The 25,742-nt window shown below is 74.6% G+C and carries 23 protein-coding genes; 14 read left to right on the top strand and 9 right to left on the bottom strand.

The features are described 5' to 3' along the window. The first annotated feature begins 26 nt into the window (after positions 1–26). Positions 27–503 carry an FMN-binding protein gene (locus AB0D08_RS02225; protein WP_359885978.1) on the top strand — a complete coding sequence of 159 codons (477 nt, stop codon included), beginning with the start codon at positions 27–29 and terminating at the stop codon, positions 501–503. Positions 504–559: 56 nt separating this feature from the next. Continuing rightward, on the top strand, positions 560–1,321 hold the full coding sequence (locus AB0D08_RS02230; protein ID WP_359885979.1) for an FAD:protein FMN transferase: 762 nt from the start codon (positions 560–562) through the stop codon (positions 1,319–1,321). Positions 1,322–1,551: 230 nt separating this feature from the next. Here the strand turns inward: AB0D08_RS02230 and AB0D08_RS02235 are convergent, their stop codons facing one another. Beyond that, positions 1,552–1,890 carry a hypothetical protein gene (locus AB0D08_RS02235; RefSeq protein WP_033823904.1) on the bottom strand — a complete coding sequence of 113 codons (339 nt, stop codon included), beginning with the start codon at positions 1,888–1,890 and terminating at the stop codon, positions 1,552–1,554. 164 nt (positions 1,891–2,054) lie between these two features. Between AB0D08_RS02235 and AB0D08_RS02240 the strand changes: the two genes are divergently transcribed. The 4 genes from AB0D08_RS02240 to AB0D08_RS02255 all read left to right on the top strand — a co-directional run bounded on the left by AB0D08_RS02240 (position 2,055) and on the right by AB0D08_RS02255 (position 6,670). After that, positions 2,055–2,909 (top strand): hypothetical protein, encoded by an 855-nt coding sequence (locus AB0D08_RS02240; RefSeq protein ID WP_033823903.1) that lies wholly within the window; start codon positions 2,055–2,057, stop codon positions 2,907–2,909. A gap of 37 nt (positions 2,910–2,946) precedes the next feature. Continuing rightward, positions 2,947–3,510 carry a DUF1877 family protein gene (locus tag AB0D08_RS02245; protein WP_359885980.1) on the top strand — a complete coding sequence of 188 codons (564 nt, stop codon included), beginning with the start codon at positions 2,947–2,949 and terminating at the stop codon, positions 3,508–3,510. Positions 3,511–3,705: 195 nt separating this feature from the next. Then, the gene (locus AB0D08_RS02250; RefSeq protein ID WP_359885981.1) at positions 3,706–4,725 is read left to right on the top strand and encodes a hypothetical protein; all 1,020 of its coding nucleotides are present in this window, start codon (positions 3,706–3,708) and stop codon (positions 4,723–4,725) included. Between the two features lie 85 nt (positions 4,726–4,810). Further along, complete coding sequence (locus AB0D08_RS02255; RefSeq protein ID WP_359885982.1) at positions 4,811–6,670, top strand: HSP90 family protein; 1,860 nt, start codon at positions 4,811–4,813, stop codon at positions 6,668–6,670. Between the two features lie 2,827 nt (positions 6,671–9,497). Here AB0D08_RS02255 and AB0D08_RS02260 read toward each other — a convergent pair. Beyond that, positions 9,498–10,301, bottom strand: coding sequence for an SDR family NAD(P)-dependent oxidoreductase (locus tag AB0D08_RS02260; RefSeq protein WP_359885983.1), 804 nt, complete (start codon positions 10,299–10,301; stop codon positions 9,498–9,500). Positions 10,302–10,431: 130 nt separating this feature from the next. After that, positions 10,432–11,379 (bottom strand): DUF5937 family protein, encoded by a 948-nt coding sequence (locus tag AB0D08_RS02265; protein WP_359886041.1) that lies wholly within the window; start codon positions 11,377–11,379, stop codon positions 10,432–10,434. Positions 11,380–11,503: 124 nt separating this feature from the next. On the opposite strand from AB0D08_RS02265, the gene AB0D08_RS02270 reads away from it, so the two are divergent. Then, complete coding sequence (locus tag AB0D08_RS02270; RefSeq protein WP_359885984.1) at positions 11,504–12,412, top strand: aldo/keto reductase; 909 nt, start codon at positions 11,504–11,506, stop codon at positions 12,410–12,412. Positions 12,413–12,458: 46 nt separating this feature from the next. Here the strand turns inward: AB0D08_RS02270 and AB0D08_RS02275 are convergent, their stop codons facing one another. The 5 genes from AB0D08_RS02275 to AB0D08_RS02295 form a co-directional block, all read right to left on the bottom strand. After that, entirely contained in the window at positions 12,459–13,949 is a 1,491-nt protein-coding gene (locus tag AB0D08_RS02275; protein ID WP_051813877.1) for an MFS transporter, read from the bottom strand. Between the two features lie 118 nt (positions 13,950–14,067). After that, the gene (locus AB0D08_RS02280) at positions 14,068–14,565 is read right to left on the bottom strand and encodes a hypothetical protein (protein WP_033823901.1); all 498 of its coding nucleotides are present in this window, start codon (positions 14,563–14,565) and stop codon (positions 14,068–14,070) included. A gap of 116 nt (positions 14,566–14,681) precedes the next feature. After that, positions 14,682–15,851, bottom strand: coding sequence for a beta-propeller fold lactonase family protein (locus tag AB0D08_RS02285; protein WP_359885985.1), 1,170 nt, complete (start codon positions 15,849–15,851; stop codon positions 14,682–14,684). A 215-nt stretch (positions 15,852–16,066) separates the two neighbouring features. Beyond that, the gene (locus tag AB0D08_RS02290) at positions 16,067–17,599 is read right to left on the bottom strand and encodes a hypothetical protein (protein ID WP_359885986.1); all 1,533 of its coding nucleotides are present in this window, start codon (positions 17,597–17,599) and stop codon (positions 16,067–16,069) included. 197 nt (positions 17,600–17,796) lie between these two features. Next, positions 17,797–18,735 (bottom strand): AraC family transcriptional regulator, encoded by a 939-nt coding sequence (locus tag AB0D08_RS02295; RefSeq protein ID WP_359885987.1) that lies wholly within the window; start codon positions 18,733–18,735, stop codon positions 17,797–17,799. 281 nt (positions 18,736–19,016) lie between these two features. On the opposite strand from AB0D08_RS02295, the gene AB0D08_RS02300 reads away from it, so the two are divergent. The 3 genes from AB0D08_RS02300 (at position 19,017) to AB0D08_RS02310 (ending at position 21,485) form a co-directional block, all read left to right on the top strand. After that, the gene (locus AB0D08_RS02300) at positions 19,017–20,213 is read left to right on the top strand and encodes a permease (RefSeq protein WP_359885988.1); all 1,197 of its coding nucleotides are present in this window, start codon (positions 19,017–19,019) and stop codon (positions 20,211–20,213) included. Between the two features lie 187 nt (positions 20,214–20,400). Beyond that, entirely contained in the window at positions 20,401–21,324 is a 924-nt protein-coding gene (locus tag AB0D08_RS02305; RefSeq protein WP_359885989.1) for an aminoglycoside phosphotransferase family protein, read from the top strand. Next, complete coding sequence (locus tag AB0D08_RS02310) at positions 21,321–21,485, top strand: hypothetical protein (protein WP_359885990.1); 165 nt, start codon at positions 21,321–21,323, stop codon at positions 21,483–21,485. Before AB0D08_RS02305 ends, AB0D08_RS02310 begins: the two co-directional genes overlap by 4 nt. 142 nt (positions 21,486–21,627) lie before the next feature. Here the strand turns inward: AB0D08_RS02310 and AB0D08_RS02315 are convergent, their stop codons facing one another. Continuing rightward, a complete protein-coding gene (locus AB0D08_RS02315) occupies positions 21,628–22,593 on the bottom strand; it encodes a chlorophyllase (protein WP_359885991.1) in 966 nt (321 codons plus the stop codon). Between the two features lie 168 nt (positions 22,594–22,761). On the opposite strand from AB0D08_RS02315, the gene AB0D08_RS02320 reads away from it, so the two are divergent. The 4 genes from AB0D08_RS02320 (at position 22,762) to AB0D08_RS02335 (ending at position 25,702) form a co-directional block, all read left to right on the top strand. Further along, positions 22,762–23,355: a TetR/AcrR family transcriptional regulator gene (locus AB0D08_RS02320; protein WP_033817755.1), complete on the top strand. Its 594-nt coding sequence runs from the start codon at positions 22,762–22,764 to the stop codon at positions 23,353–23,355. Positions 23,356–23,443: 88 nt separating this feature from the next. Continuing rightward, positions 23,444–23,995: a hypothetical protein gene (locus AB0D08_RS02325; RefSeq protein WP_359885992.1), complete on the top strand. Its 552-nt coding sequence runs from the start codon at positions 23,444–23,446 to the stop codon at positions 23,993–23,995. Continuing rightward, positions 23,992–24,249 (top strand): hypothetical protein, encoded by a 258-nt coding sequence (locus tag AB0D08_RS02330; RefSeq protein WP_359885993.1) that lies wholly within the window; start codon positions 23,992–23,994, stop codon positions 24,247–24,249. Before AB0D08_RS02325 ends, AB0D08_RS02330 begins: the two co-directional genes overlap by 4 nt. 202 nt (positions 24,250–24,451) lie before the next feature. Further along, the gene (locus tag AB0D08_RS02335) at positions 24,452–25,702 is read left to right on the top strand and encodes a family 16 glycosylhydrolase (RefSeq protein WP_359885994.1); all 1,251 of its coding nucleotides are present in this window, start codon (positions 24,452–24,454) and stop codon (positions 25,700–25,702) included. Positions 25,703–25,742: the final 40 nt, after the last annotated feature.

The raw sequence follows: 25,742 nt of genomic DNA on the forward strand, positions 1-25,742 counted from the left end.
CCACCCGACCGTTGAGGAGAACTCCCTTGCGTAGAGCCGTCATCACCAGTACCGCCACCGTGGCAGGGGTGATCCTGCTGCTCTCGCTGAAACCGCACGACGTGGGCCCGGGCGGTGGCGTCATCAGCTCCGGTGACCCCGAGGCGCCGGCCCCGACGACCACCTCCGCGCCCGCCGCCGCCGATCCGGCCCCGCCGGCGACGTCCGCCCCGGCAGCCGGCGGGGCCTCGCGATCGGTGACCGGTGACGCGGCCAACACCCGCTACGGGGCCGTCCAGGTCAGAGTCACCCTGGACGGCAGGAGGATCGCGAAGATCGAGGTGATCCGCTACCCCAGTCACGACCGCCGTGACCAGGAGATCAACAGCTTCGCCCTGCCACAGCTCGGCCAGGAGGCGATCGCCGCCCAGAGCGCGCACATCGATGCCGTGTCCGGCGCGACGTACACCAGCGACGGCTACACCCGCTCACTGCAGAGCGCCCTCGACCAGGCGGGGCTGTAGGGGTGGCCGCCGGTCCTTCGGCCCAGCGGGCGACCCTGCGGCACGCCGAACATGTCATGGGTACGGTGTTCTCCTTCACCGTCCGCGATCCCACCGCCGCGACAGGCCCTGCGCTGCGCCGGATCGTCCAACGGCTGCACCGGATCGACGAGGTGTTCTCCACCTACCGGCCGACCTCCGACATCAGCAGGCTCGGACGCGGCGAACTGACGCTCGCCCAGTGCGATCCCGACGTCGCCGAGGTGCTGGAGAGCTGCCGTGAGGTTGCCATCGAGACCGACGGCTGGTTCACGGACCACCCCGGAGGTCGGCTCGACCCGAGCGGCTGGGTGAAGGGCTGGGCCGTGGAGGAGGCATCCCGACACCTGCGAGCGGCCGGATCCACCTGGCACAGTGTGGGCGGCGGCGGAGACGTTCAGACCTGCGGCGGCCCCTGGCGGATCGGGATCGCCGACCCGGTGCGCCCGGGCGGACTCGCCGCCGTCGTCACCGGCCACGACCTCGCGGTCGCCACCTCCGGCGTCGCGGAACGCGGAGCCCACATTCTCGACCCGCACACCGATCGTCCGGTCACAGGCATGCTCTCCGTCACCCTGATCGGCCGGTGCCTGGCCCGCACGGACGCCTGGACCACTGCCGCCTTCGCCATGGGTTCCGCACGCGCACTCGACTGGGCCGAGCAACTCCCCGGGACGGAAGCCCTTGCGGTCCTGGAGGACGGCACGCGGTGCTGGACCTCAGGCTTTCCGCAGCACCTCGCCCCTGCGCCGCCGGCGGCCACCGGACCGGCGCAGTGGAGCCTTCCGGGCACCGGCTGACGGTCCGCTGTTCCTGTTCCTGTTCCTGTTCCTGTTCCGGGACCGGATCCGGGTCCGGGGAGGCGCCTCCGACGGAACCGCCCGGAGCGGGCCGTCCGCGGCACGGGGGTGCTGTCGACGCCCCGCGTAGAGGTCGTCGCATCGGTCGGTGACGCCGGCGCGGACCGTACCACCGGCTGCTCGTACCGGACCGGCGGTCTCCGGAAGGCCGCAGGGCGCCGGGCCCGGTGCTAGCCCTCCTCGAACGGCTCCTCGCTCCAGCGGAACCACGCGCGGCCGTCCTCGATGTGGAGCAGGAACTCGGCCACCGGCCCGGACGGGGAGACCAGCGCGAGGCGCCCGGTGATCTCCTCGTACGCGTCGTCGAACGCCTCCCACTCCTCGGCCTCGCACAGCGCCCGCGCCCGGGCGAACAGCGGCTCCACGGCGGGGAACCCCGGGCCCGGGACGAAGCGGCCGTGCAGCCACGGGAAGTCGGCGTCGTCGACGACGATCTCGCCCACGCCGCCCTCCTCGCCCGCCGGGCCCTCCCGCCGCACCAGCCGCCAGACCTCGCCGTCGAACGCCATCGCCAGCCGCCCCTCCCGGTCGGCGCCCGCCGACCCTCCTGCCGGGGAGCATCGCAGACGGGTCCGACACCGCTGCTGGAGGCTTGGGGCGGCATCCGGGGGATCGGTGGAGACACGGACCTGGCCACCCGCCCCTGACCGCCCCGCGCGGTTACGCTCGCCCGATGGGCCGACCCGAGGAGCGCGCCGAGGGCGCGGGACCGTTCACCACCCGGCTGACCCGGCGCCCGGCCCAGGGCGGGACGGCGATCTGGGAGTCGCGACTGGCCCGAAAGCGCGGCGCGCTGCGGGTACGCACCCACGACGGCGGCGAGCGCCGCGCCCGCCGCGCCGACGACGTCGCGCTGCGCCGCCTGGCCAGGCTCAACCTGATCGCGGCCGGCGCGTTCACGGTGGGCGGCGCGCTGTTCGCCGCCGGCGCGGCGCTCGCCCAGCTCGGGTCCGCCGGTGCGACCACGATCGCCACCGTCTACTTCGTGGGCGGCCTGTTCTTCAACACCGGCGGCTACACCTCGCTGCTCCAGGCGGTGAACTCGCCGCGCCGCGGGACCGACGCGGCCGGCGGCTGGTCCGGGTCGCTGGTGACCGGCCGGTGGCGGTGGTGGAGCTACGAGCCGCTACGGATCGACTGGCTGAGCACCTTCATCCTGTTCGTCGGCACGCTGGTGTTCGGCATCAACCTGCTCGACTCCTTCCTGACCGGCCTGACGGCCCAGCAGGTGAACCGGCTGATCTGGACGCCCGACCTGATCGGCTGCGCGCTGTTCCTGATCTCCGGCCACCTGGCGATCGTCGAGGTCTGCCACGGCCGGCCGTGCTGGCGCTCACGCAGCCTGGCCTGGTGGATCGTGATGGTCAACCAGCTCGGCTCGGTGCTGTTCCTGGTCTCCGCCCTGGCCGCGTTCACCCGGCCCGAGACCGACAGCCTGGTGAACGTGGACATCGCCAACTGGGGGACCTTCGCCGGAGCGCTGTGCTTCTCCGTCGGCGGCGTGCTGCAGTTCTTCGAACGGCCCTGACCGCGGCAGCCGCCCCGGCGGGCGTCACCGGTCGACGGTGAGGACCACCGCCCGGCCCGCGCCGGCCGCGCTCGAGGAGGAGTGGGAACGTGACTGGCTGGCCCAGCTCGACAGGGCCTGGGACCGGCTGCACCGCTGCCTCACCGACGGCTCCCTGACGTTCGGCTCCGGGGCGCACGGCAGCCCGCACTACCCGCTGTCCCACGCCGTCCTGGGCGGGCTGCCGCTGTACCAGGGCGCGGGTCACCTGGCCGCCCTGACCGAGGTGCAGGAGGTCCGGGAGGTCGCGGCCGCGCTCGAGCCCTTGGACGCGGCCTGGCTGCGGGCCGTTTCGTCCGCCTGGAGTCGGCGGCCGAGCCCGCGGGGCCGTTCGGCGGGGGTCCGTTCGGTGAGGAGGACTTCGGCCACCTGTGGTCGAACTTCCTCGACCTGCGCGCGCTCTACCGCCGCGGCGAGCAGGCGCAGCACCTCGCGGTCGTCCCGGGCACCGGCCAGCCGCGCGGCCCGGTCGGCGGTGAGCGCGAACAGCGCCCCTCGACCCGTCATGTCGTCCCCTCTCCCACGGTCTCGCCCTCGCCTCCCACGTGCGGTCCGACGCTAGCGGCCGGTACCGACAGTGCGGAGGCGGCCGGACGGCCCGCCGGGGGCCCGAACCGCCGCCGAGCAGGGGCTCTCGGCACACGAACGCCCGGGGGGTGGACTCGGCGGCCTGGGCCGGTCCGTGATATGTACTCCGTTCGAGTGGCCGTCACCAAGGCCAGTTGACGTGGATGTCCATGCGAGGGGGCCGCACACCATGCCGCTTTTCAGACGCCGTACCGGCAGCGACACCGAAGGCGGCCCGACCGGCCTGTGGAACCGGGTCACCGGCCGCGGCGCCGGCCGCGCCCCGGGCGCCGTGCACGAGGTCGACCCGGCCCTCGGCGACCAGGAACTCGCCGTGCTGCGCACCCGGGCCGCCGCCGGCGACTGGGCCGCCGTGCGGGACGGCCTGACGGCCGCCGCCGACCCCGCCGAGCTGACCTGGCTGCTGGCCATGGTGTCCGAGGTGGGCGGCATCGAACGGTGGCTCCCGGAGGCCGTCGCCGCCGAGCCGGACTCCGCGCTGCCGCTGCTGCTCTCCGGCGCCCGCCAGGTCGCCTGGGCGTGGGAGGCCCGCACCCGGGCCAGCGCCAAGTACGTCTCGCAGGAGCAGTGGCGGACCTTCCACGAACGCCTGGAGGTCGCCGAGGAGCAGCTCTACGAGGTCGCCGAGCGGGAACCCGGATGGCTCGGCCCCTGGTACTTCCTGCAGATCAGCGGCCGCGGCGCCTCGCTCGGCGCCGACACCGTCCGGTACCGCTTCGAGGCGGCCACCCGCCGCCACCCCGGACACCTCGGCTCGCACCGCCAGCAGCTCCAGCAGAGCTGCGCCAAGTGGAGCGGCTCCCACGAGGAGATGCACCACTTCGCCCGCACCGCGATGCTCGCCGCCCCGGAAGGCAGCCCGCTGGGCGAACTGGTCGCGCTCGCCCACATCGAGCACTGGCTCGCACTCGACTCCGGCCACGACCGCGCGCACATGCGCAGCGAGACGGTCCGGGAGCAACTGCACGAGGCCGCCGACCGCTCGGTGTTCCACCCGGAGTACCGGCGGCGCCGCGACTGGCGGGTCGCGCACAACACCTTCGCCATGGCGTTCCACCTGGCCGACCGGCCGAAGACTGCCGACCTGCTCTTCCGCGACCTCGACGGGGCCGTCACCGCGTCACCGTGGCACTTCCTCGACGGAGATCCGGCGAAGGCCTACCGCACCGCCCGCGCCGCCTGCGCCTGACCCGGCGCCGCCCGCACCCGCACCGGCATCCCGCGCCGCCCGCACCCGCGCGGCCCGCACCCATCCGTACCCGAAAGAGCCCACGGTGTCCGAGACCGACCGCACGACGAGCGCCCACACCTTCCAGGTCGACCTGCGCGGCCTGGTGGACCTGCTCTCCCACCACCTCTACTCCAGCCCCCGGGTCTACCTGCGGGAACTCCTGCAGAACGCGGTCGACGCGATCTCCGCCCGGCAGGCGCTCGACCCCGCCGCCACCGGCGCCATCACCGTCCACGCCGGCGACGAGCTGACCGTCACCGACACCGGGATCGGCCTCACCGAGGCCGACGTGCACACCTTCCTCGCCACCATCGGCCGCAGCTCCAAGCGCGACGCCGACGGCCGGCTCGACGGCACCGGCCTGGCCGCCGCCCGGGGCGACTTCATCGGACAGTTCGGCATCGGGCTGCTCGCCTGCTTCGTGGTCGCCGACGAGATCACCGTGGTCACCCGCTCCGCCCGCACCCCCGACGCGCCGGTCATCGAGTGGCGCGGCAGCTCCGACGGCCGGTACACCATCAGGACCCTGCCCGACGCGGCCAAGCCCGAGCCCGGCACCACCGTCAGCCTCACCCCGCGCCCCGACGCCGGCCAGTGGACCCGCGCCGACCAGGTCCTCGAACTGGCCCGCAACTACGGCAGCCTGCTGCGCCACGAGGTCACCGTGGTCGACCCCCGCGGCACCCGCACCCCGGTCAACGCCACCCCGCCGTGGGCCGCCCGGCACGGCTCCCCGCAGGCCCGCCGCGACGCCCTCGCCGCGTACTGCCGCACCACCTTCGACTTCACCCCGCTGGACAGCATCGACCTCGACCTGCCGCTGGTCGGCCTGCGCGGCGTCGCCTACGTCCTGCCCGACGCCGCCCCGCCGGCGCGCCGCTCCGGGCACCGGGTGCACCTCAAGGGCATGCTGCTCTCCGAGCAGGCCGACGAACTGCTGCCCGAGTGGGCGTTCTTCGTCCGCTGCGTGGTCGACACCGACGGCCTGCGCCCCACCGCCTCCCGCGAGGGCCTGTACGCGGACGAGACCCTCGCCGCGGTGCGCGACGCCCTCGGCGCCCGGATCCGCGACTGGCTCACCGGCCTGTCCGCCAGCGACCCGGCCCTGCTGCACCGCTTCCTCGGCGTGCACCACCTGGCCGTCAAGGCACTGGCCCGCTACGACGACGAGCTGCTGCGGATGCTGCTGCCGTGGCTGCCGTTCGAGACCACCGACGGCAACGTCACGCTCGACGAGTTCGCCCGCTCGCACCCGGTGATCCTGGTCGCCCGGACCGTCGAGGAGTTCCGCCAGGTCGCGCCGATCGCCGGCGCGGCAGGCCTCGGTGTCGTCAACGGCGGCTACACCTACGACCGGGACCTGGTCCACCGGCTGCCCGAGATCCGCCCCGGCAGCTCCGTCGCCGACCTCGACCCCGGCACCGTCACCGCCCACCTCGACGCGGTCGACCCCGCCGCGGAACTCGCCGCCGCCGCCTTCCTCACCATCGCCCGCGAGGTGGTCGGCCGCTTCGACTGCGACGTCGCCCTGCGCAGCTTCCACCCCACCAGCGCCCCCGCCCTGCTGCTCGACAACCGCGAGGCACGGCACGAACGCACCCGCGCCCAGCTCGCCGACGAGGCCGACGGCCTGTGGGCCGACATCCTCGGCTCGCTGCGCGCCGAGGTGCCGCGCGCCCAGCTGGTCCTCAACCACCTCAACCCGCTGGTCCGGCGCGCCGCGTCGATCACCCACCGGGAGCTGGCGGTCACCGCCGTCGAGGCCCTGTACGGCCAGGCCGTGCTGCTCACCCGCCGCCCGCTGCGGGCCAGCGAGAGCGCCCTGCTCAACCGGTCGTTCATCGGCCTGCTCGACCACGCCATGCTAGGCCACGAGGGCGCCAGCCCGCGGAAGGACTCGTAAATGCTGGACACCAAGGACGCCGTCGCCCGGGCCCTGCGCGACAACGACGCCCGGCCCTATGGCCGGCAGCGCACCGTCACCGCCGAGGAACTCGTCGACGCCGCCGAGCAGTTCGACGACCCCGGCCTGTCCGCCTCGGCACTGCTCGAACTGATGGAGGCGTACGAGTACGACGGCGAGGCGCGCAAGGAGCCCGTCGTCTTCGCCCGCATCCTCAAACTGTGGGACACCCACCGGGACTCCTTCGACGACTGGTCCGGCCAGCAGGTCTTCTGGCGGTTCAAGTGGGTCGCCGCCGCCCTGCGCAGCACCCCCGAGGTGCCGCTGGCGGCGATCCACCGCTGGCACACCGAGATGCGCGACCGCTACCGCGGCGCCGGGATCGACCTGCAGCCGTACTACGCCCAGCGCCACCACCTGGCCGCGCACACCGGCCTCGACACCGACAACGCCTTCGACCTGTGGGCGACCCGGCCGCGCAGCCGCTACAGCGACTGCACCGCCTGCGAGATCCGCGCCCGCGCCCTGCACCACGTGCGCGCCGGCGACGACGAGCGGGCCCTCGCCGTCTGGCAGCCCGTCCTCGACGGCACCAGCTCCTGCAGCGAGGAGCCGTACACCAGCCACGCCCACGCACTGCTCCCGCTGCTGCGCCAGGGCCGCACCGACCAGGCCCGCTCAGGCCACCTGGTCGGCTACCGCTGGGCCCGGGGCAAGAGCAGCACCGCCACCCAGATCGGACTGCACCTGGAGTTCTGCGCGCTGTCCGGCAACGAACCGCGCGGCCTGGAGATCCTCGCCGAGAACCGCGACCTGTTCGACGGCCACGGCGACCCGCTGGCACGCCTGCAGTTCCTGACCGGCGTCGAGATCCTGGCCGCCAGGCTGGCCGGACTCGGCCACGGCGAACTCCCCGTCGCCGGACCGCCCGGCGGCACCTGGACCGCCGGATCGCTGCTCGGCCACGTCCGGACCGAGGCGCAGGACCTGGCCGGCCGTTTCGACGCCCGCAACGGCACCGACGCGCTCGGCGCGCGCCGCCTGGCCCGCCTCGCCCAGCAGCCGCTGCTCACCGAACCGCTCGCCCTCGGCGTACGCGCCGCGGCGGCCCACACCCCCGTGGACGCCGGCGAAGGCGCGGGGACGGGCACCGGGGCGGGCCCGGGCATCGTCCCCGTCGCGTCGGTGGCACCGCGGGCCGACGCGGAGCCGGTCCCGGAGGAGTTCACCGCCCTGGTCGAACGGGCCCGCGAACTGGCCCGCCAGGGCCACCCCGAAGGCGTGGCGCTCTGGCGCAAGGTCGCCGAGCGGGTCGAGGCCGGCCACCACACCGACGCTGCGGCCGCCGCGCCCGGCAGCGAACGGCTGCTGCGGGCCGAGCTCGCCGAACGGGCCGCCCTGGACGCCGTCGACGGCGCGGACACGGCGGCCGAGCGGGCCGACCACCTCACCGCGGCCGCCCTGTTCGAGGAGGAGGGGCTGCCCGGCCGTGCGCTGTGCGCGCGGACCCGGGCGGCCGTGGTCCACCTCGCCGACCGCTCGCGTACGGCCGCCGCCGAGGAGGGCGGCGAGGGCGGCGAGGGCGGCGAGGGCGGCCAGGGCGATAGGGGCGATCGGGGTGCGGCGGTCGACTGGGCGGTGCTGGACGCGTTCCTGCAGCAGGCCGGGGAGTTGCTCGCGGCGGACCGGCTCGAGACCGAGGACCACCTGACCATCCTGCACTGCCGCGCCTACGCCGCCCACCACGAGGCGGTCGCCGCCCCGGGCGGGACCGCGGACGGGGCCCCGGACGGCACACCGGAGCGGTTCGAGGCCGAAGTCGGGGCGTTCGAACGGGCCGCCGACGGCTACGGGAACGCGGCCCGGGTCGCCGGCGCCCTGCAGATGCGCGCCGATCTGGCGGCCCGGCGAGGGGACTTCGAACAGGCCGAGGCCGGGCTGCTGCGCGCGCTGGACCTGCTGGAGACCGCCGGACGTCCGTGGCGGGCACCTCGTGCGCTCGGACTCCTCGGCCAGGTGAAGCTGGTGCAGGGCAAGCCGGCCGACGCCGTGCCGCTCCTCCACCGGGCCCTCGCCGAGACCGCCCGCTGGGGCGACGAGGCCTTCCCGGTCGCGCCGACGTACGCCATGCTCGGCCACGCCTGCGCCCACACCGGCGACCACACCGGTGCGGTGCGGGCGCTGTCCGAGGCGGCGGCCCGGTACGACCGCGCCGGCGCCGTCCAGGACGCGGCCGAGACGCGGCTGCAACTCGCCGGCATCCTCGACGACACCGGACAGGAGGCGGACGCCGTCGCGGTGCTGGAGTCCGTGCTGCGCGGTGGCGACACCGCCGCGATCGACGAGCGGCTGGTGGCGCAGGTCCGGATGAACCTCGGCCGCGGGCTCGCAGCGCTCGGCGAACACCGTGAGGCGGCCGAGGAGTTCCTGCACCTCGCCGACACCGTCGCCGACTGGGAGGACCAGGACATCCACACCACGGTGGCCTGCGAGGCGACCACCGCGCTGGCCGCGGCAGGCCACTGGGAGGCCGTCGACGCGGCCCGGCTCCGGGCCCTGGCCTCGCACGAGCGGGCGCCGCGCCCGGACCAGGTCGCCGCGATGCTGCGGGACGTCGCCCGGCTCACCGTCGAGGCCGAGGGCGCGGCGGGCCTGGACGCGGCTCTGGAGCGGTTGGCCGAGGCCGAGGCGGTCCGTGACCGGGCCGAGGCCGACGGCCACCCGGTGGTCTCCTGGTACGTGACCGGCGCTGTCCACTACGAACGCTCCCGGGCGCTCGCCATCGCCGAGCGGTCGGAGGAGGCGCTGGCCGCGGCGGAACTCGCGATCAGCGGGTACGAGGCGGGCGGCCCCGCGGGCGAACGCCCGCGGGCCGAGGCCGTCCGGATCGCCGCCCTGCTGGAAGGACAGACGCTCGGCCGGACCGACGCCGCCCGGGAACGGCTGGCCGCCGCCGTCCAGCGCTGCGCCGGCCCCGACCTGGCCGACGTCCGGGAGATCCTCGGCTCGCTGCGGGAGCGCCTCGCGGCGCCGCCGCGGGCCTGACGGCGGTGATCCCGCGGCCGCCGAGTTCCCGGGCGAGCGCCTTGGTGAGCCCGGCCAGGGCCGCCTTGCTGGTCGCGTAGAGCGTCGCACCGGCGAACGGCACCCGGTCGTTCATGCAGCTGCCGATGGTGATGATCCGTCCGCCGGCCGGCAGGTGGACCGCCGCCGCCTGGGCCATCAGGAACGGCCCGCGCACGTTGACGTCCAGCACCGCGTCGACCTCGTCCGCGGCCAGGTCGGCGAGCGGGGCGATCGTGCCCAGGCCCGCGTTGTTGACCAAGATGTCCAGCCGTCCGAGGCGGGCCACCGTGCCGTCCACGGCCGTCCGTACCGCCGCCGGGTCGCCGCTGTCCGCCCGTACCGCCCAGGCGCGGCGGCCGAGGGCCTCGACCGTGGCGGCCACCGCGGCCGCCTGCTGCCCGTCACCGCGGTAGGTGAGGGCGATGTCGGCGCCTTCCTCGGCCAGCCGCAGCGCGACCGCCGCGCCGATGCCCCGGCTGCCGCCGGTCACCAGCGCCACCTTGCCGGCCAGCCTCGCCGTCCGGCCGTCCACCGCGCCGGTGCGCTCCGTCGTCGTCGTGGTCATGAGAGGGGAACTCCTTCTGTGCTCGCGGGACATGGCTCGATCCTCGGTCGGCACGGCGTGGAACTCCGGCGGTATTCGGACGTGGCGTTCAACCTTCAATAACCCGGGGGGCCGAGGCCCGCCCCGGACGCTACGAGGCCGCCGCCAGCAGGAGCGACTCGCCGACCGCGGTCCGCGCGTACAGCACCGAGCGGCCGGCCCGGTGGGCGCTGACCAGGCCCGCGTCGCGCAGCGCCGTCAGGTACTGCGACACCCCGGCCGCCGACAGCCCGGTGCGCCGGGCCAGTTCGGTGGTCGAGGCCGGGGAGTCCAACTCGGCCAGCAGCAGGGCCCGCGAACGCCCCAGCACGGCGGCGAGGGCGGCCGTGCCGGCCACCGGCCGCCGCACCCACAGGGCGCCGACACCGCGGGCCGGATAGGCGAGTTGCGGCGGCCCGGGCGGCGTCACCCGGGCGAACGGATGCGGCCCGGTGAACGCCGACGGCACCAGCAGCAGCCCCGGACCCGCCGACGGACGGGACAGCGGCGGCTTGCGGCGCACCAGCCGCAGCACGTCGTCCTCCCAACTGACGGACGAGTGCAGGTCGTTGAGGACGTGACCGGCGCCGTGCTCGGCGACCTGCCGGGCCCGGTGGAACACCTCCGCGTCGAGTACCGCGCGGATCCGCTCCCAGTACGGGGCGAGCGCCAGCTCCCAGTACGTCCCGATCTCCTCCACCACCCTGGGCAGCCGCGCCCGCGGATCCGCGTACAGGGCCCGCAGCCGCGGACCGAGACGCCCCGCCTGCTCGCCCAGCCGGTCGAGGTCGCGGCGCACCCGGTCCTCCGGCGTGGCCAGGATCCCGGCCAGCTCCGTGGCCAGGTCCGGCGCCGGGCCGGCGGGCGCGGGGTTCAGGAAGTCCGCCACGTAGCCCGCGGGCGGGACCAGTTCGGCGAGCCAGCCGCGGTCCAGCCCGGCCGCCGCCAGCCGCGGCCGGACCTGCTCCACCCACGGCCGGTGCACCGGATTCGCGGCGCCGCCGGTCAGCGCCCGGAAGCTGGTCCCCACCTCCCACATCGGTGAGACGGCGAACCGCATCAGCGCCAGGTCACCCGCCGAGAACGCCAACTCCGTCAGGACGGTGACCACCCCTCGGATCGCAGGGATTCAGGAATGTGTGAATCAATGGCAGCCGGCACCCTACCGCAGCGATCATTCCGGCATGACCTCACAGACCATCACGGCAGCCGCATCCGGCACCTGTACCCTCGGCGACCTGGCAGTCAACCGGATCGGCTTCGGCGCGATGCGCCTGGCCCAGGACGGCAAGGCGCTCATCCCCGACGCGGTGCCCGGCGACCGCGGCCGGGGGATCACCGTGCTGCGCCGCGCCGTCGAACTCGGCGTCAACCACATCGACACCGCCGCCTTCTACTTCTCCCCGCTGCGCTCCGCCAACGAGCTGATCAACCGGGCGCTCGCCCCCTACCCGGACGACCTGGTCATCACCACCAAGGTTGGACCCGGCCGCAACCGGTCGGGGGAGTGGGAGACCCACGCCACGCCCGGCCAACTGCGCGGACAGGTCGAGGAGAACCTGCGCCAGCTCGGCCGCGACCACCTCGACGTGGTGAACCTGCGGATCCTCGGCGCCGGCTCGATCGCCGAGCGCTTCGGCGCCCTCGCCGACCTGCGGACCGCCGGGCTGATCCGCCACCTCGGCATCTCCAACGTCCAGCCGCACCACCTCGAGGAGGCCCTGGCCATCGCACCGGTGGTCTGCGTCCAGAACCCCTACGGCATCGGCATGCGGCCCGAGCACGACGCGTTCGTCCGCAGCTGCGGCGAGCAGGGCGTCGCCTTCGTGCCGTTCTACGCCATCGCCGGCACCGGCCGGGAGGCCGGCGCGAGCGGCGCCGACAGCCCGGCGGTGCTCGCCGTCGCCCGCGCCCACGGCGCCACCCCGGCCCAGGTACGGATCGCATGGACGCTGCAGCGCGGCCCCCACGTGCTCGCCATCCCCGGCACCGGCAACCCCGACCACCTCGCCGCCAACGTCGCCGCCGGGGCGCTGCGCCTGACCGAGGACGACCTCACCACCCTGGAAGCCGTCCACCGGGCCGGCGCTTGAACCCCGCGGTGATCCTGCGGCAGGCATGAGGCCCGCCGGCGGCGGGTCAGCGGGGGGCCGGTTCGGGTTCGTCGACGGCGCTGAGAGGTTGGGCCAGCGACTCGAGGCTGCGGCGTTCGGCGCGGACGCCGATCGCCGCCTCGACCCCGCCGGCCAGTGTCATCAGGGCCGCGCCGATGCAGAAGGCGAGTGTGGTGTCGGCGGGTTTGCCGCTGCTGACCAGGCCGTTGAAGAGCAGCGGCCCGGTGATGCCGCCGATCGCGGTGCCCACCGCGTAGAAGAACGCGATGCACAGCGCCCGGGTCTCCAGCGGGAAGATCTCGCTGACCGTCAGGTAGGCGGCGCTCGCACCCGCGGAGGCCAGGAACAGCACGGCCGTCCAGCAGGCCGTCATGGTGGTCGCGTTCAGCAGGCCCTGCTGGAACAGGAAAGCGGTGGCGAACAGCAGCACCCCCGAGCCGATGTACGTCCCGGCGATCATGGGCTTCCGGCCGACCGAGTCGAAGAGGTGGCCGAGCAGCAGCGGCCCGAGGAAGTTGCCCACCGCGATCACCGCGAAGTAGTAGCCGGTGTTCCCGGTCGGGACGTCGAAGAAGGTCGACAGGATCACCGCGAAGCCGAAGGTGACCGAGTTGTACAGGAAGGCCTGGCCGATGAAGAGCGCGAGCCCGAGGACGGTCCGCCGCGGGTAGCTCCGGGTCACCGTGCGGGCGATCGTCACGAAGCCGAGGGGGCCGCGCGGGCGGATCACGATGGTGCCGGAGGCCGCGGGCAGCGGCTTCCCGGTCTCCCGCTCGACGAGCCGCTCGGCCTCGGCGACCACCTGGTCCGCCTCCTCGCCCCGCCCCTGGGTGTACAGCCAGCGGGGGCTCTCCGGCACGTGACGGCGCACCAGCAGGATCACCAGGCCGAGCACCACGCCGATCCCGAACGCCAGCCGCCAGCCGAGGCCGGTGGCGAACAGCGAGGTGTTCAGCAGCGCGATGGAGGCGAAGGCGCCGATCGCCGCGCCGATCCAGAAGCTGCCGTTGATGACGAGGTCGATCCGGCCCCGCACCCGGGCCGGGATCAGCTCGTCGATGGCCGAGTTGATCGCCGCGTACTCGCCGCCGATGCCGAAGCCGGTGAAGAACCGGCACAGGAAGAAGAACCAGGCCGACCAGGAGAACGCCGTCACGGCCGTCGCCGCCAGGTAGACGGCCAACGTGATCATGAAGAGCCGCTTCCGGCCGAGCCGGTCGGTCAGCCAGCCGAAGAACAGCGCGCCGCTGCAGGCACCCGCCACGTAGACGGCCGCGGCGACGGTGGTGACCTGGGCGGTGCTGATGGTGATCCCGCTGCCGGACTCGGCCAGCCGGGCGGCGATGTTGCCGACGACGGTCACCTCCAGGCCGTCGAGGATCCACACCGTGCCCAGGCCGATCACGATCCGCCAGTGCCAGCGGGACCACGGCAGGCGGTCCAGCCGGGCCGGTACATCGGTACGGATCGGCGCGTCGGCCCCGGAGCCGACGGTCGACGGTAGCTGGCCGGTCATGACAGCCTCCCCGGGCTCACCGCCGGGCGGGACCGCCCGGCGCTGCCCCGCGTCTGCCCCGGCCACGCCCCGGCACACCGCGGGCTCCGGAATCCCCGGCGCCCGGGCCGGCCGCGCGCTACACGCAGATCCAGCAGTAGAGCCGCTCATCGGCCCCGCGCGCCCGCCGGGCGAGCCGGATCAGCTCCTCGGCCACGGGCCGGACCTCCTCCGCGCTCGCGGGCTGCAACTCCTCGGCGAGCGCCCAGCGGGCGACGACTGCGGGGATCTCCGCGTCGGGCAGCGCCGCCAGGGAGTCCCGCACCGCGTCGTCGAGCTGCATCACCCAGGGGCCCGTCACCCAGGGGTCGTCCTCCTCGCCCTCGGGGCCGTCCGGGCCGGGCGGCGCGGTCGTCGGCCAGACCGGCTGCTCCCGGACCAGACCGGCCTCCCACGGCACCCGGCGGACGGCGGCGACCAACTGCCCCAGGACCACCACCGGATCGATCCCCTTGGCCTCGAGGCCGTCGAACGCCGGGCGCGGCCCGACGGCCGGTGATCCGCCGTCCGCCCGGGCCAGGGCACGGACGACCGCGGCGGCGCCGGTCGCGCGGAAGTAGTCGGTCAGCACGCCCATGGCAGCCCCCGGGGTAGTTGTCGGTCTGCGAGAAGTGGACCGGACGCCACTGACACCGGGGACGGTGGGCGGACCGCCCGGGCCCGGACGGTGTCCCGGCCCGGGCGGACGGTGGCTCAGAAGGCGACGATGCCCTCGCCGCCGACGGCACCGGGGACCACGTGCGAGCCGAGGGCGGTCAGCGAGCCGTCGCCGTTGACCCGGAACTCGTCGAGGATGCCGTTGATCCCGGTCTGCACGTAGAGGTAGCGGCCGTCCCGGGAGGCGGCGGAGTCGACGGTGCCGGGGTCGGTGGTGGTGTTGCCGAGGGCGGTGAGCGAGCCGTCCGGGTTGAGCCGGTACCCGCTGACGGAGGCGCTGCCGGCGTTGGAGGCGTACCGGAAGTCGCCGGCGGCGGTGATCCAGCAGGTGGCGATCTGGCCGGTGGGCGCGGCGGCGGTCTGCATCACCGTGCCGTCGTCGTGGATGTGGACGGTGGCGACCGCGTTCGGGCCGGCCTGGGTGAGGAGCAGCCCGTTGGCGCCGTTGGTGACGAAGCCGAACGGCACCGCGCCGGGCTGGACGGTGACCACGGGATGCCGGGCGGGTGCGCCGGAGTGCTCGAGGTCGAAGACGTCGATGCTGTTGCCGTTGGCCTTGGTGGTGACGACCAGCTTGGAGCCGTCGCCGGTGAAACCGACCTGGCCGGGGGTGTTGACGAACTGCGGTGTGGCGTCGGGGTCGAGGCCCAGGCAGCGGTTCCAGTCGGCGTGCTGCTCCAGGTGACCGTGTTCTACGGTGAAGCCCTGGACGGAGCCGCCGTCCAGGGCGTTCAGTACGTAGACCACGTCCCCGTGCACGGCGACGCTGACCGGGAACCGGCCGCCGGAGGGGACGACCTGGCGGCGCTCCAGGCGGTCACCGTCGACGGCGAAGACGGTCACGGTGTCGCTGCCCGCGTTCACGGCGTACAGCAGGGCGTGCCCGGGGTCGTAGGTGAGCGATCCCTGCGAGGCGAGGTGGTCGGCGACCGCGCCGTCCAGCACCCCGCCGAGGCCGCCGGTGTCGTAGACCCCGGCCTGCGTCAGGCGGCCGTCCTCGCCCCGGTGGTAGGCGACGACCTGGTTGCCCGCGGTGTTGTCGGTCTGCGCGAACACCGCGTGGCGGCCGCCCTGGCCCTGTTCGTGGCCGTGGGCGTGCCCGTGGTCCGCGGGGGCGGCCGGGGAGGCCGACACGGCGGGGGCGGACACGGCGGCGGCTGCGAGCGCGGTCGCGACGGCGACACCGAGACGGGTGAGTTTCTGCACGATGCACGTCCTCCTGGACGACGGAAACAGTGTCCTGACCGGATGTGCGTGCCCTGGACGGAATGCTTCGATCGGCTCGACGTCACATCCGGGCGGGCACCGGTCCGACGCCCGCAGGCGCACCCTATGTGACGCTATGTCCGAATGTCCGGAGGCAGACGTGCGAGCCGTACGGGGGGCCACCACCCACCCCCGTACGGCTCATCACCCGCTCATCACCCGCCGTACGGACCGCCCTCCCACCTGGCCGGCGCCGGTTCCCCGCGGCCGTACGCCCCCTCGGCCTCCTCCTCGGGCGGCCCGGCGGGCCCGTCCGGGCGGTGGCCCTGCGGCTGCGCCACGCCCTCCCGGACCGGGCCGCCGGCCGGCTGGGCCGGCTCCGGGCCCTGGTGACGCCCGAGGCCGGGCCGGCCGTACGCCCCCGGATCGGGCGCACCGGCCGGCGGCGCGAGCGGCGCGCGGCCGGGGACGGCCGGTTCCGGCGCGGGATGGCCGCCGAGGTGGCCGGCCCCGGCCCGGGTCGCGCCCTGGCCACCGCCCTGGCCACCCTGGCCGCCCTGGTGGCCGAAGGCTCCGGGGTGCGGCTCGGCGGCCGGCGCCGGCTTCGGCTGCGCCGCGGTGGCGGCCGTACCGCGGTCGCTCTGCGCGGTGCGCTGGTCCGGCACGAAAGGCCCGGAGGACCGGCCGGCCCGCGGGCCGCGCGCGGTCGGGGCATCGGCCGCACCGGACGCGCGGGCCACACCGGCGAGGAACCCGCCGCCGCCCGCCCCGCCGCCGGCGGCCACCAGGTCCGGCCCGTCGTCCGCACGGTGGCCCACGCGGTGCGCGCCGCCCCCGCCGGTGACCCCGCCCGCCAGCTTCAGCAGACCCGACCCGGACGAGGCGGTCGGCGAAGTGAGGATGCCCTGCATCTCACGGCTGTGCGCGTCCTCGTTCTCGGTGAGATTGCGCGCCACCTGGTCCATCCGGTCGGCGGTGCCCCGGAACGCGCCGAGCAGCCGCTTCAGCACCTCCGTACCGACGGTGGTGGCGATCTGCTCGACGGCGGCGAGCAGCAACCGGCCCAGGGCGTCGCCGGGCCGGCCCACGTCCAGCCCCTCGATGATCCGCCGGAACGAGCCACCGTGGGCGTCGATCCCGTCCGCGTGCCGCCGCAGGTGCAGCGCGCAGGAGGCCAACTGCTCCAGGTCCACCCCGAACCCGCTGCCCTGCGACGAACCCGACCCGCCGCCGCCCGTCAGGCCGCCCACCACGGCCTCCACCAGATCGCCCACCGGCTGCGCCAGCGCCTGGCCCAGCGCGGACACCGCCTCCTCCAGGATGGTGGAGGCGATCTGCCTGGCGGCCGCGACGATGGCCGCCGTGCCCCACGGCCCGGTTGCCGACGCCACCGCCAACTCACCCTGCGTGGTCACCAGTTGGACGAGCGTCGCGGCCTTGCAGCCCTCCACGACCAGCGCCGCCGCATTGAGCGCCGTCGCGGCGGCCCCACAGCCGTCGACCACCAGGCGCGAGTACGTCGACACGGTGCCCCACATCTCGGCCAGCCGGTCCGCGGACGCGCCGTGGTACGCCCCCTGCAGTGCGGTGAGCGCCCTGTCGGCGTCCATCTGGACGGAGTCGAGGGTAGAGGCGAGCTTCCTGAGCTCGTCCGCGAGCCTGACCACGTCGTCCTCGTTCACCTGGGGCCACTCCAGCCCGAGCAGGCCGAGTACGGACCCGAGTTCCGGCGGTAGTTCCAGTGCCACGGTTTCCCCCCTGGCCCGTGCTGCGCGCCGTCGGGCGCACGGGCGGATCGGACGCTCCGAACGCTGCCGCCGTCGCTGTCCGCCCGACGACCGGGTGCGCGGCGGGCCCGGACGCGCGCGGCGTGAGCGCGCGCCCGGGCCTCCAGGAGGCTAGCCAGCGTCCGCCGGGGCGGGCTTGGACAAATTTGCGCCCCGCCCTACTGGGCGAGCGCGCCCTCCACCCGGCGGGCGGCCACCAGCTGTCCGGGGGTGGCGTCGGCCAGCGCGCGGAACTCCCGGTTCAGGTGCGCCTGGTCGTAGTAGCCGCAGGCCGCCGCCACGGCGGCCGGGCCGGCGTCCCCGCGCGCCAGCAGGGCGACCGCGCGGTGGAAACGCAGCACCCGCGCGGACGCCTTGGGCGTCAGGCCGACCTGATCGGTGAACCGGCGGATCAGGTGCCCCTGGCTCCACCCGACCTCCTCGGCGACCCTGGCGATCTGGACGGTCCCACCGGAGCCGGCCAGCAACTGCCAGGCCCGGCCCACCTCGGGGGCGGGCGCCGGGCCGTGCCCGAGCCGGGCCAGCAGGACGGCGTCCAGCAGGTCGAACCTGGCCGCCCAGTCCCGGGTGGCCGCCAGCCGCTCGACCAGTTCCCCGGCCCCCGGACCCAGCACGTCCGACAGCTCGACCGCATGGTTGGTCAGGGCCCGCATCGGGACGGCGAACAGCCGGTAGGCGCCCAACGGCGTCAGCTCCAGCCGGATCGCCTCCTGCCCGCCCGGGTGCTCGCACAGCGCCGGCCGGTCCTCCAGGCCGACCACCAGCGAGCCGATCCGCCCGCTGCCGGGACCGGGAACGCCCAGCCGGCTGACCTGGGTGAAGGGCTCCGCCAGGTTGATCACCACGACGGCCCGCCCGGTCGGGACCACCCGCACCCGGTACGGCGAGGACCCGGCCTCCCAGTACCCGGCATAGCCGCGCAGATACGGCCGCAGCCCGGGGTGCCAGGGCCGGCTCACCCGCCAGCGGCCACCGAGCCGCTCGACCGCGACACCCGCACCGGTCGTCCCGGCAGCCCGGCTCACCCGGACGCCCGCCGGGCGGGCCGGGGCGGTAGCGGCGGCGGGCCCGCGGCCGGACGGCGTTCTGTCGCGCATGCTGTCAGCTCCATCGGCGAGGGTGGCGAACGGTTGGAGCGTACGGAACCTGACGGCGTGTCCGAGGTGCCGCCCCGACACCGTACCCGTCACTGCGGGACGGTTCGAGGGCGTCCGGGATCCGATGGCCGAAAGCCCACGCCCCCGGGAACGGCAGGACGGCCGCACCGACCGATGACCTGGCTCGGGCAGGTTTCAGCCGGGCGGCCCCGTCTCGGGCGCCGGTGCCGGGGAACGGATCCGACACCCCACCGCTCGTACCAGGAGAGGACGCCGCACCCATGGGCGCCGTGCTGCACGCACTGAAGATCACCGGTTCGATGACCTGGGAGATCACCTGGGCCCTCATCCTGGGCTTCGCGCTGTCCGCGGTGGTGCAGGCGGTGGTCCGCCACTCCACCGTGGTCCGGCTGCTCGGTGACGCCCGCCCCCGGACCCTGGCGGTGGCGACCGGGCTGGGCGCGGCCTCCTCCTCCTGCTCGTACGCGGCGGTGGCGCTCGCCCGGTCGCTGTTCCGCAAGGGCGCGGACTTCACCGCGGCGATGGCGTTCGAGATCGCCTCCACCAACCTGGTGATCGAACTCGGCGTGATCCTGGCTCTGCTGATGGGCTGGCAGTTCACTGCCGCCGAGTTCACCGGCGGCCCGCTGATGATCGTCGTGCTGGCCGTGCTGTTCCGGCTGTTCCTGCGGGAGCGGCTGCTCGCGCAGGCGCGGCGGCAGGCCGACCGCGGGCTGGCCGGCTCGATGGAGGGGCACGCGGCGATGGACATGACCGTCCGGCGCCCGGGCGGCTTCGCCCGGCGGCTGTGCTCCGCCGAGGGGTTCACCGCGGTGTCGCACGTGTTCGTGATGGAGTGGGCCGCGATCATCCGGGACCTGGCCGTCGGGCTGCTGATCGCCGGGGCGGTCGCGGCCTGGGTCCCGGACAGCTTCTGGCAGGCGTTCTTCTTCAGCGGGCACCCGGTGGCCGCCAAGATCTGGGGCCCGCTGATCGGGCCGGTCGTCGCGATCGCCTCGTTCGTCTGCTCGATCGGCAACGTGCCGCTCGCCGTGGTGCTGTGGAAGGGCGGCATCAGCTTCGGCGGGGTCGTCGCGTTCCTCTTCGCCGACCTGCTGATCCTGCCCATCCTGAACATCTACCGGAAGTACTACGGCCCCCGGATGGCCCTGTTCATCCTCTCCACCTTCTACACCGCCATGGTGCTCGCCGGGTACGCCGTCGAACTGGTCTTCGGTGGACTCGGCCTGATCCCGGACCAGGCCGACGCCCAGGTCCCCGCCGACGGCGTCTCCTGGAACTACACGACCTGGCTGAACATCGTCTTCCTGCTGCTCGCCCTGGTCCTGGTGGTCCGCTTCTTCCGGACCGGCGGCGCGCGGATGCTCCGGGCGATGGGCGGCGGCCCGCCGCGGCGGGCGCCCGGCGACACGCCCGACCCGGCGGCACCCGGACGGCCCGTCCAGGAACCGCGCTGACCGGTACGGCGGCGCCCGGCCGGAGGGGACGCGGGTGGCCCGGAAACCGGTTGACCGCGGGCGCCGGGAGGCGTTTTGCTTCGTGGTCGGCCCGCGACGCGGTGACGGTGTGTCGCCCGGGCCGCGGGCCGGCCGCCCGTACACCGGCCCGGGAGAAGTAGCCAGGAGAGTAGCCAGGAGAGCAGTCATGAGCACCGGCAGGATGCACGCCGACGAGGCCGAGACCGGCCGCACCCTGGTACGGCGCCTGCTCGCCGCCCAGTTCCCGCAGTGGGCGCACCACCCGCTCGAGCCGGTCCGGCCGGCCGGAACCTCCAACGCGATGTACCGGCTCGGCGAGGACCTGGTGGTGCGGCTGCCCCGGATCGCGGGCGCCGCCGCCGACGTCGCCCGGGAACACCACTGGCTGCCCCGGCTCGCGCCCGAACTGCCCGTCGCCGTCCCCGTCCCGCTCGGCCTCGGGACGCCCGCCTTCGGCTACCCCTGGCCCTGGTCGGTGTACCGCTGGCTCGACGGCGAGACCCCGGCCGTCGGCGCAGGCGGGCTCCCCGACCCCGCCCGGCTGGCCGGGGACCTGGCGGACCTGCTGCACGCCCTGCGCCGGATCGACCCCGCCGACGGCCCGGCCTCGTACCGCAGCGAGCCGCTGGCCGCCCGCGACACCGCGACCCGCTCCGCCCTGGCCGCGCTGCGCGCCACCGGTGACACCGAGGACGCCGAGGACGCCGACGCCGCGGCCGAGGTCTGGGAGACGTCGCTGCGGACCGCCGGGCACCCCGGCCCGGCCGGCTGGATCCACGCGGACCTGCAGCCGGGCAACGTGCTGCTGGTCGACGGACGGCTCGGCGCCGTCATCGACTTCGGCTGCGCGGGGACCGGCGACCCCGCGGTCGACCTGATCGCCGCCTGGTACCTGCTGCCCGCCGCCGCCAGAGCAGGCTTCCGCGCGAAGGTCGGTGACGACGACGCCGTCTGGTCCCGCGGCCGCGCCTGGGCGCTGTCGATCGCCCTGATGGAGGCCTCGTACTACCGGACCACCAACCCGGCGATGGCGGCCACCGCACGGCACGTGATCGGAGAGGTCGTGGCGGACCACCGGCAGGGCCGGTGAGGCAGTCCAGGGGCCCCCGGCGTGCTCGCTCCGCCCATCTTGGTCTCGGCCTGGTGGCCGCCGCCGCGGTGCTGGCCGTCACCTTCGGACGTGGTGTCCGAGGCAGGGACCTGGTGCGCCGCAGCCACCTGCTGACCTTCGGCTGGGCGCACTGGCTGTGACCCCGCGTCCGGGCGCCCCGGTGGTGGCCGGGGCGCCCGGGCGGAGCTCAGCGCGCCGAGCGCGCGGGAGCCGATCCGCACCGCGGTGCGGCTCGAACCGCGCTACCGCGTGGCGGTGTTCCGCCGTGACGGCCGTGCGGGGTCACTTGGACTCGACCCGTCCGAGCGGGTCGGGTCCGGCGGCGAGCTGCTCGACCGCCGCGTGCCAGGTCCCGTCCCCGGGGAAGAGCACGCTGCGGAGGTAGGCGGTGGTGAGCCGCTGGACCGCCTCGACCCGCTCGGGGTTCTCGTCCGTGGTCTCGGCGACGTCGTACCCGGAGATCCCGCCGAGACCGTGCTCCGCGCCGAACAGCGTGAGCAGGGACTTGGGGCCCGGGGACAGGACGTACGGGTCGGTGTGCCAGGCCGGGCCGGCCACGGTCATGTGGGGGGAGTGGTCGTTGTCACCGGCCACCACCAGGGTGGGTGTGGTCATCCGGGAGAAGTCCGTGGTCAGGAAGAAGGGGTAGTTCTCGGCGATGGGCCCGGTGAGTGCATCACCCCCTCGGCCCGGTGCGGCGAGCAGCAGGCCCGCGGTGATCCGGGGCTCGGACAGGTCGACCTCGGTGCCGGTGTCGGGGTCGGTGAGCCGGGCGCCCAGCAGCAGGCTCGCGGTGTGCCCGCCCATCGAGTGCCCGGCCACGGCCACCTTGCCGTGGTCCAGGCGTCCGCGGAGCTGGGGGACGGCGGCCTCGATCAGGTCGAGGCGGTCGAGGATGTGCGTCATGTCCTCGGCCCGCGACCGCCAGTACAGCGGCGCCCCGGGGGTGGCGGGGTCCAGGTGCAGCGTCCGCGAGCTCAGGTGGGTCGGCTGGACGACGGTGAAGCCGTGCGCCGCCCAGTAGTTGGCGAGCGGGGCGTAGCCGTTGGAGGAGGAGAGGTGGTTGGAGGGCCCCTGGCCGTGCGAGAGGAGGATGACCGGCAGTCCGCTCCCGGTCACCGGAGCGGTGACGCGCAGGTGCAGGTCGACGGGTCGGCCGGGTACCGGCAGGACGACCGGGTCGACCGACAGGACGGGGGTGGAGGTGGGGGTGCCGACGGTGTCAGCCATCTGGGCCGGTGAAGTCATGGGAGAGCCTTTCCGTTCCCGCGGCAGCGGTGCCGGTAGTGACCGGCCGGCGGCGGGGTGAGGCGGACGGGAGGGCGCGCTTCGGCTAAGCTCAAAGCGGAACCTTGTTCCAGATACGATACGGAACGGCGTTCCGTTTAGTCAATCACCGTCCGGACGGAGAACGCGGTGTCCATCGAAGGTCAGTCGGCGCAGGGGTCGAGCCGCAGCAAGCGGGCCGACGCGCAGCGCAACCAGCAGGCGCTCCTCGCCGCGGCCGCCGAGGTGTTCGCCACCTCCGGCATCGACGCGCCGATCCGCGCGATCGCGGCCAGGGCCGGCGTCGGCGTCGGGACGATCTACCGCCACTTCCCCGCCAGGGCGGACCTCGTCGTCGCGGTCTACCGCCACCAGGTCGAGGCCTGCGCCGAGGCCGGACCGACCCTGCTCGCCGCCGATGCCTCCCCGCTCGCCGCGCTCCGCCAGTGGGTCGACCTGTTCGTCGACTTCCTGGTCACCAAACACGGCCTCGCCAACACCATGCAGGCGGACAGCGGCTTCGACGCGCTGCACTCCTACTTCCTCGACCGCCTGGTGCCCGTCTGCTCCGACCTGCTCGCCGCCGCCGTCGACGCCGGCGAGATCAGGCCCGGCACACACGCCTACGAGCTGATGCGCGGCATCGGCAACCTCTGCATCGGCCGCGACAGCGACCCGCGCTACGACCCCCGCCGCCTGATCGACCTGCTGCTCCAGGGGCTGCGGCAACCACCGTCCCCCTGACACCGCCCATTGATGCCGCCGATTTGGCAGTTCGCCCGGAGCTTCGATAGGACAGGGCGACGTCGGGGAGACCATAGGGGGAGCTGTCGTGTCGGGTGTTCAGATCGCGGTGGAGTACGTGTTCGCCTGGCTGGTCCGCCAGGCCGGTTCGGCCGACGGGCGGGCGGAAGAGCCGGCCGACACCGAGCAGGACCCGGAACTCGCCGCCGGGACAAGCCGGTTGTACGAGGCGGTCGCGCGCGGGCTCGGGTCGGATCCGGCACTGGAGCGGGCCCGCGAAGAGGCCTCGGCGCCCGACCCGCAGCTGTCGGAGCGCACCCGGAGGCGGCTGGCGGACTCGCTGGCCGACGCCACCGAACGCGACCCCGGCTTCGCCGAGGAACTGCGGCGACTCGCTGCCCGGCTGCCCGTCTCCGACCGGCTGCGCCGGCTCGACCAGGCCGACGCGGTGGCGGGCGCGGTGTACAATACCATCAGCGGCGGGTCCCAGCTCGGGCACGTGGTGCAGGCGGGCGTCATCGCCGTACCCTCCTTCGGCGCCGCGCCCCGCGACCCGCGCCCCGGCGGGATCCCGAACCCGTCGCCGGCCCCGGAGGACCGCACCCCGACGGAGGACCGCACCCCGACGGAGGGCCGGTGACCGCCCCGGCCGGCCCCCACCCCACCGGCGGCGCGACGGTCGCCAACACGGTCTCCGGCGGGATCTTCCTCAACACCGTGGTGCAGGGCCGGAACCTCACCGTGCAGCTGCCCGCCGAGATCGCCGCCGCACTGTCCGGGCTGCCGGCCTCCTCCACCGCCTTCACCGGCCGCGACGACCAGGTCGAGACTCCCGGGCCGTCGAGGGCCGCCGCGGTGCGGGGGCGCGCCCTGAGGGACCCTGACGGCCGCTGACGGACCGTCGGGCGCCGCGCCGAACGGGCCGGTGTGTCCAAGTCATTGACAGGGTTTCGTCAGGAGAGTTCACTTCGTGAAGAAAGGTCCCGGCCGGGCCACCCATCCACCCGGCCGGCGGGCCTTTGGCCGGGGTGCCCCCATTCGGTCGACGCCACGGGCGGGCCGACACCCACCAACCCGCATTCAAGGCGGTCTTCGCATGCCTTCATCGATACATCGACACTCGCTCGCGGCCACTCTCGGGGTGGTCCTGGCTCTGCTCGCCGCCCTCAGCTGGGCCCCGGCGCCGGTGTCGGCGGCGCCGCTCCCTGTTCAAGCAGTGAACTTCGAGGACAACTTCGACGGCCCGGCCGGGGCCGGCGTCGACTCCGGCCGGTGGCAGACCGAGACCGGGGACAACGTCAACAACCACGAGCGCCAGTACTACACCGCGGGCAACGCCAACGCCGCGCTGGACGGTCAGGGCCACCTGGTGATCACCGCCCGCCGCGAGAATCCGGCCAACTACCAGTGCTGGTACGGCAGCTGCCAGTACACCTCGGCGCGGCTGAACACCTCGGGCCGGTTCGCCCAGGCCTACGGGCACGTCGAGACCCGGATGAAGATCCCGCGCGGACAGGGCATGTGGCCCGCGTTCTGGATGCTGGGCGACGACATCGGCCAGGTGGGCTGGCCGAACAGCGGCGAGATCGACGTGATGGAGAACGTCGGCTTCGAGCCCGGCGCCGTGCACGGCACCATCCACGGACCCGGGTACTCCGGCAGCGGCGGCATCGGCGCGGGCTACAACCTCCCCGCCGGCCAGGCGTTCGCCGACGCGTTCCACACCTTCGCGGTCGACTGGGCCCCCGACTCGATCAGCTGGTCGGTCGACGGCAACGTCTACCAGCGCCGCACCCCGGCCGATCTCGGCGGCCGCAGCTGGGTGTTCAACAAGCCGTTCTTCATCATCCTCAACCTGGCCGTCGGCGGCTACTGGCCCGGCGACCCGGACGGCTCCACCGCCTTCCCGCAGCAACTGGTGGTGGACTACGTCCGGGTGACCACCGGCTCCACCGCACCGGCCGGCGGCTCCCTCACCGGCCTGGCCGGCAAGTGCCTGGACGTGGCCGCCGCCAACACCGCCAACGGCACCCCGGTCCAGCTCTACACCTGCAACGGCACCCCCGCCCAGCGCTGGACGGTCGGCGGGGACGGCACCATCCGGGCGCTCGGCAAGTGCCTGGACGTCTCGGGCGGCAACACCGCCGACGGCACCAAGGTGCAGCTGTGGGACTGCAACGGCACCGGCGCCCAGCGCTGGTCGTACAACGCGACCAGCCACGACGTGGTCAACGTGCCCGCCGACAAGTGCCTGGACGTCACCGGCAACAACCCCGCCGACTCGACCCCCACCCAGATCTGGACCTGCACCGGCGGCGGCAACCAGAAGTGGACGCTCAACCCCTGACCCCGCCCCACGCCACCTGTGACCCCGCCCGCCCCCCGGC

Origin of the sequence: Kitasatospora sp. NPDC048540 (assembly GCF_040651175.1) — a bacterium.
In the GTDB taxonomy this organism is placed as follows: domain Bacteria; phylum Actinomycetota; class Actinomycetes; order Streptomycetales; family Streptomycetaceae; genus Kitasatospora.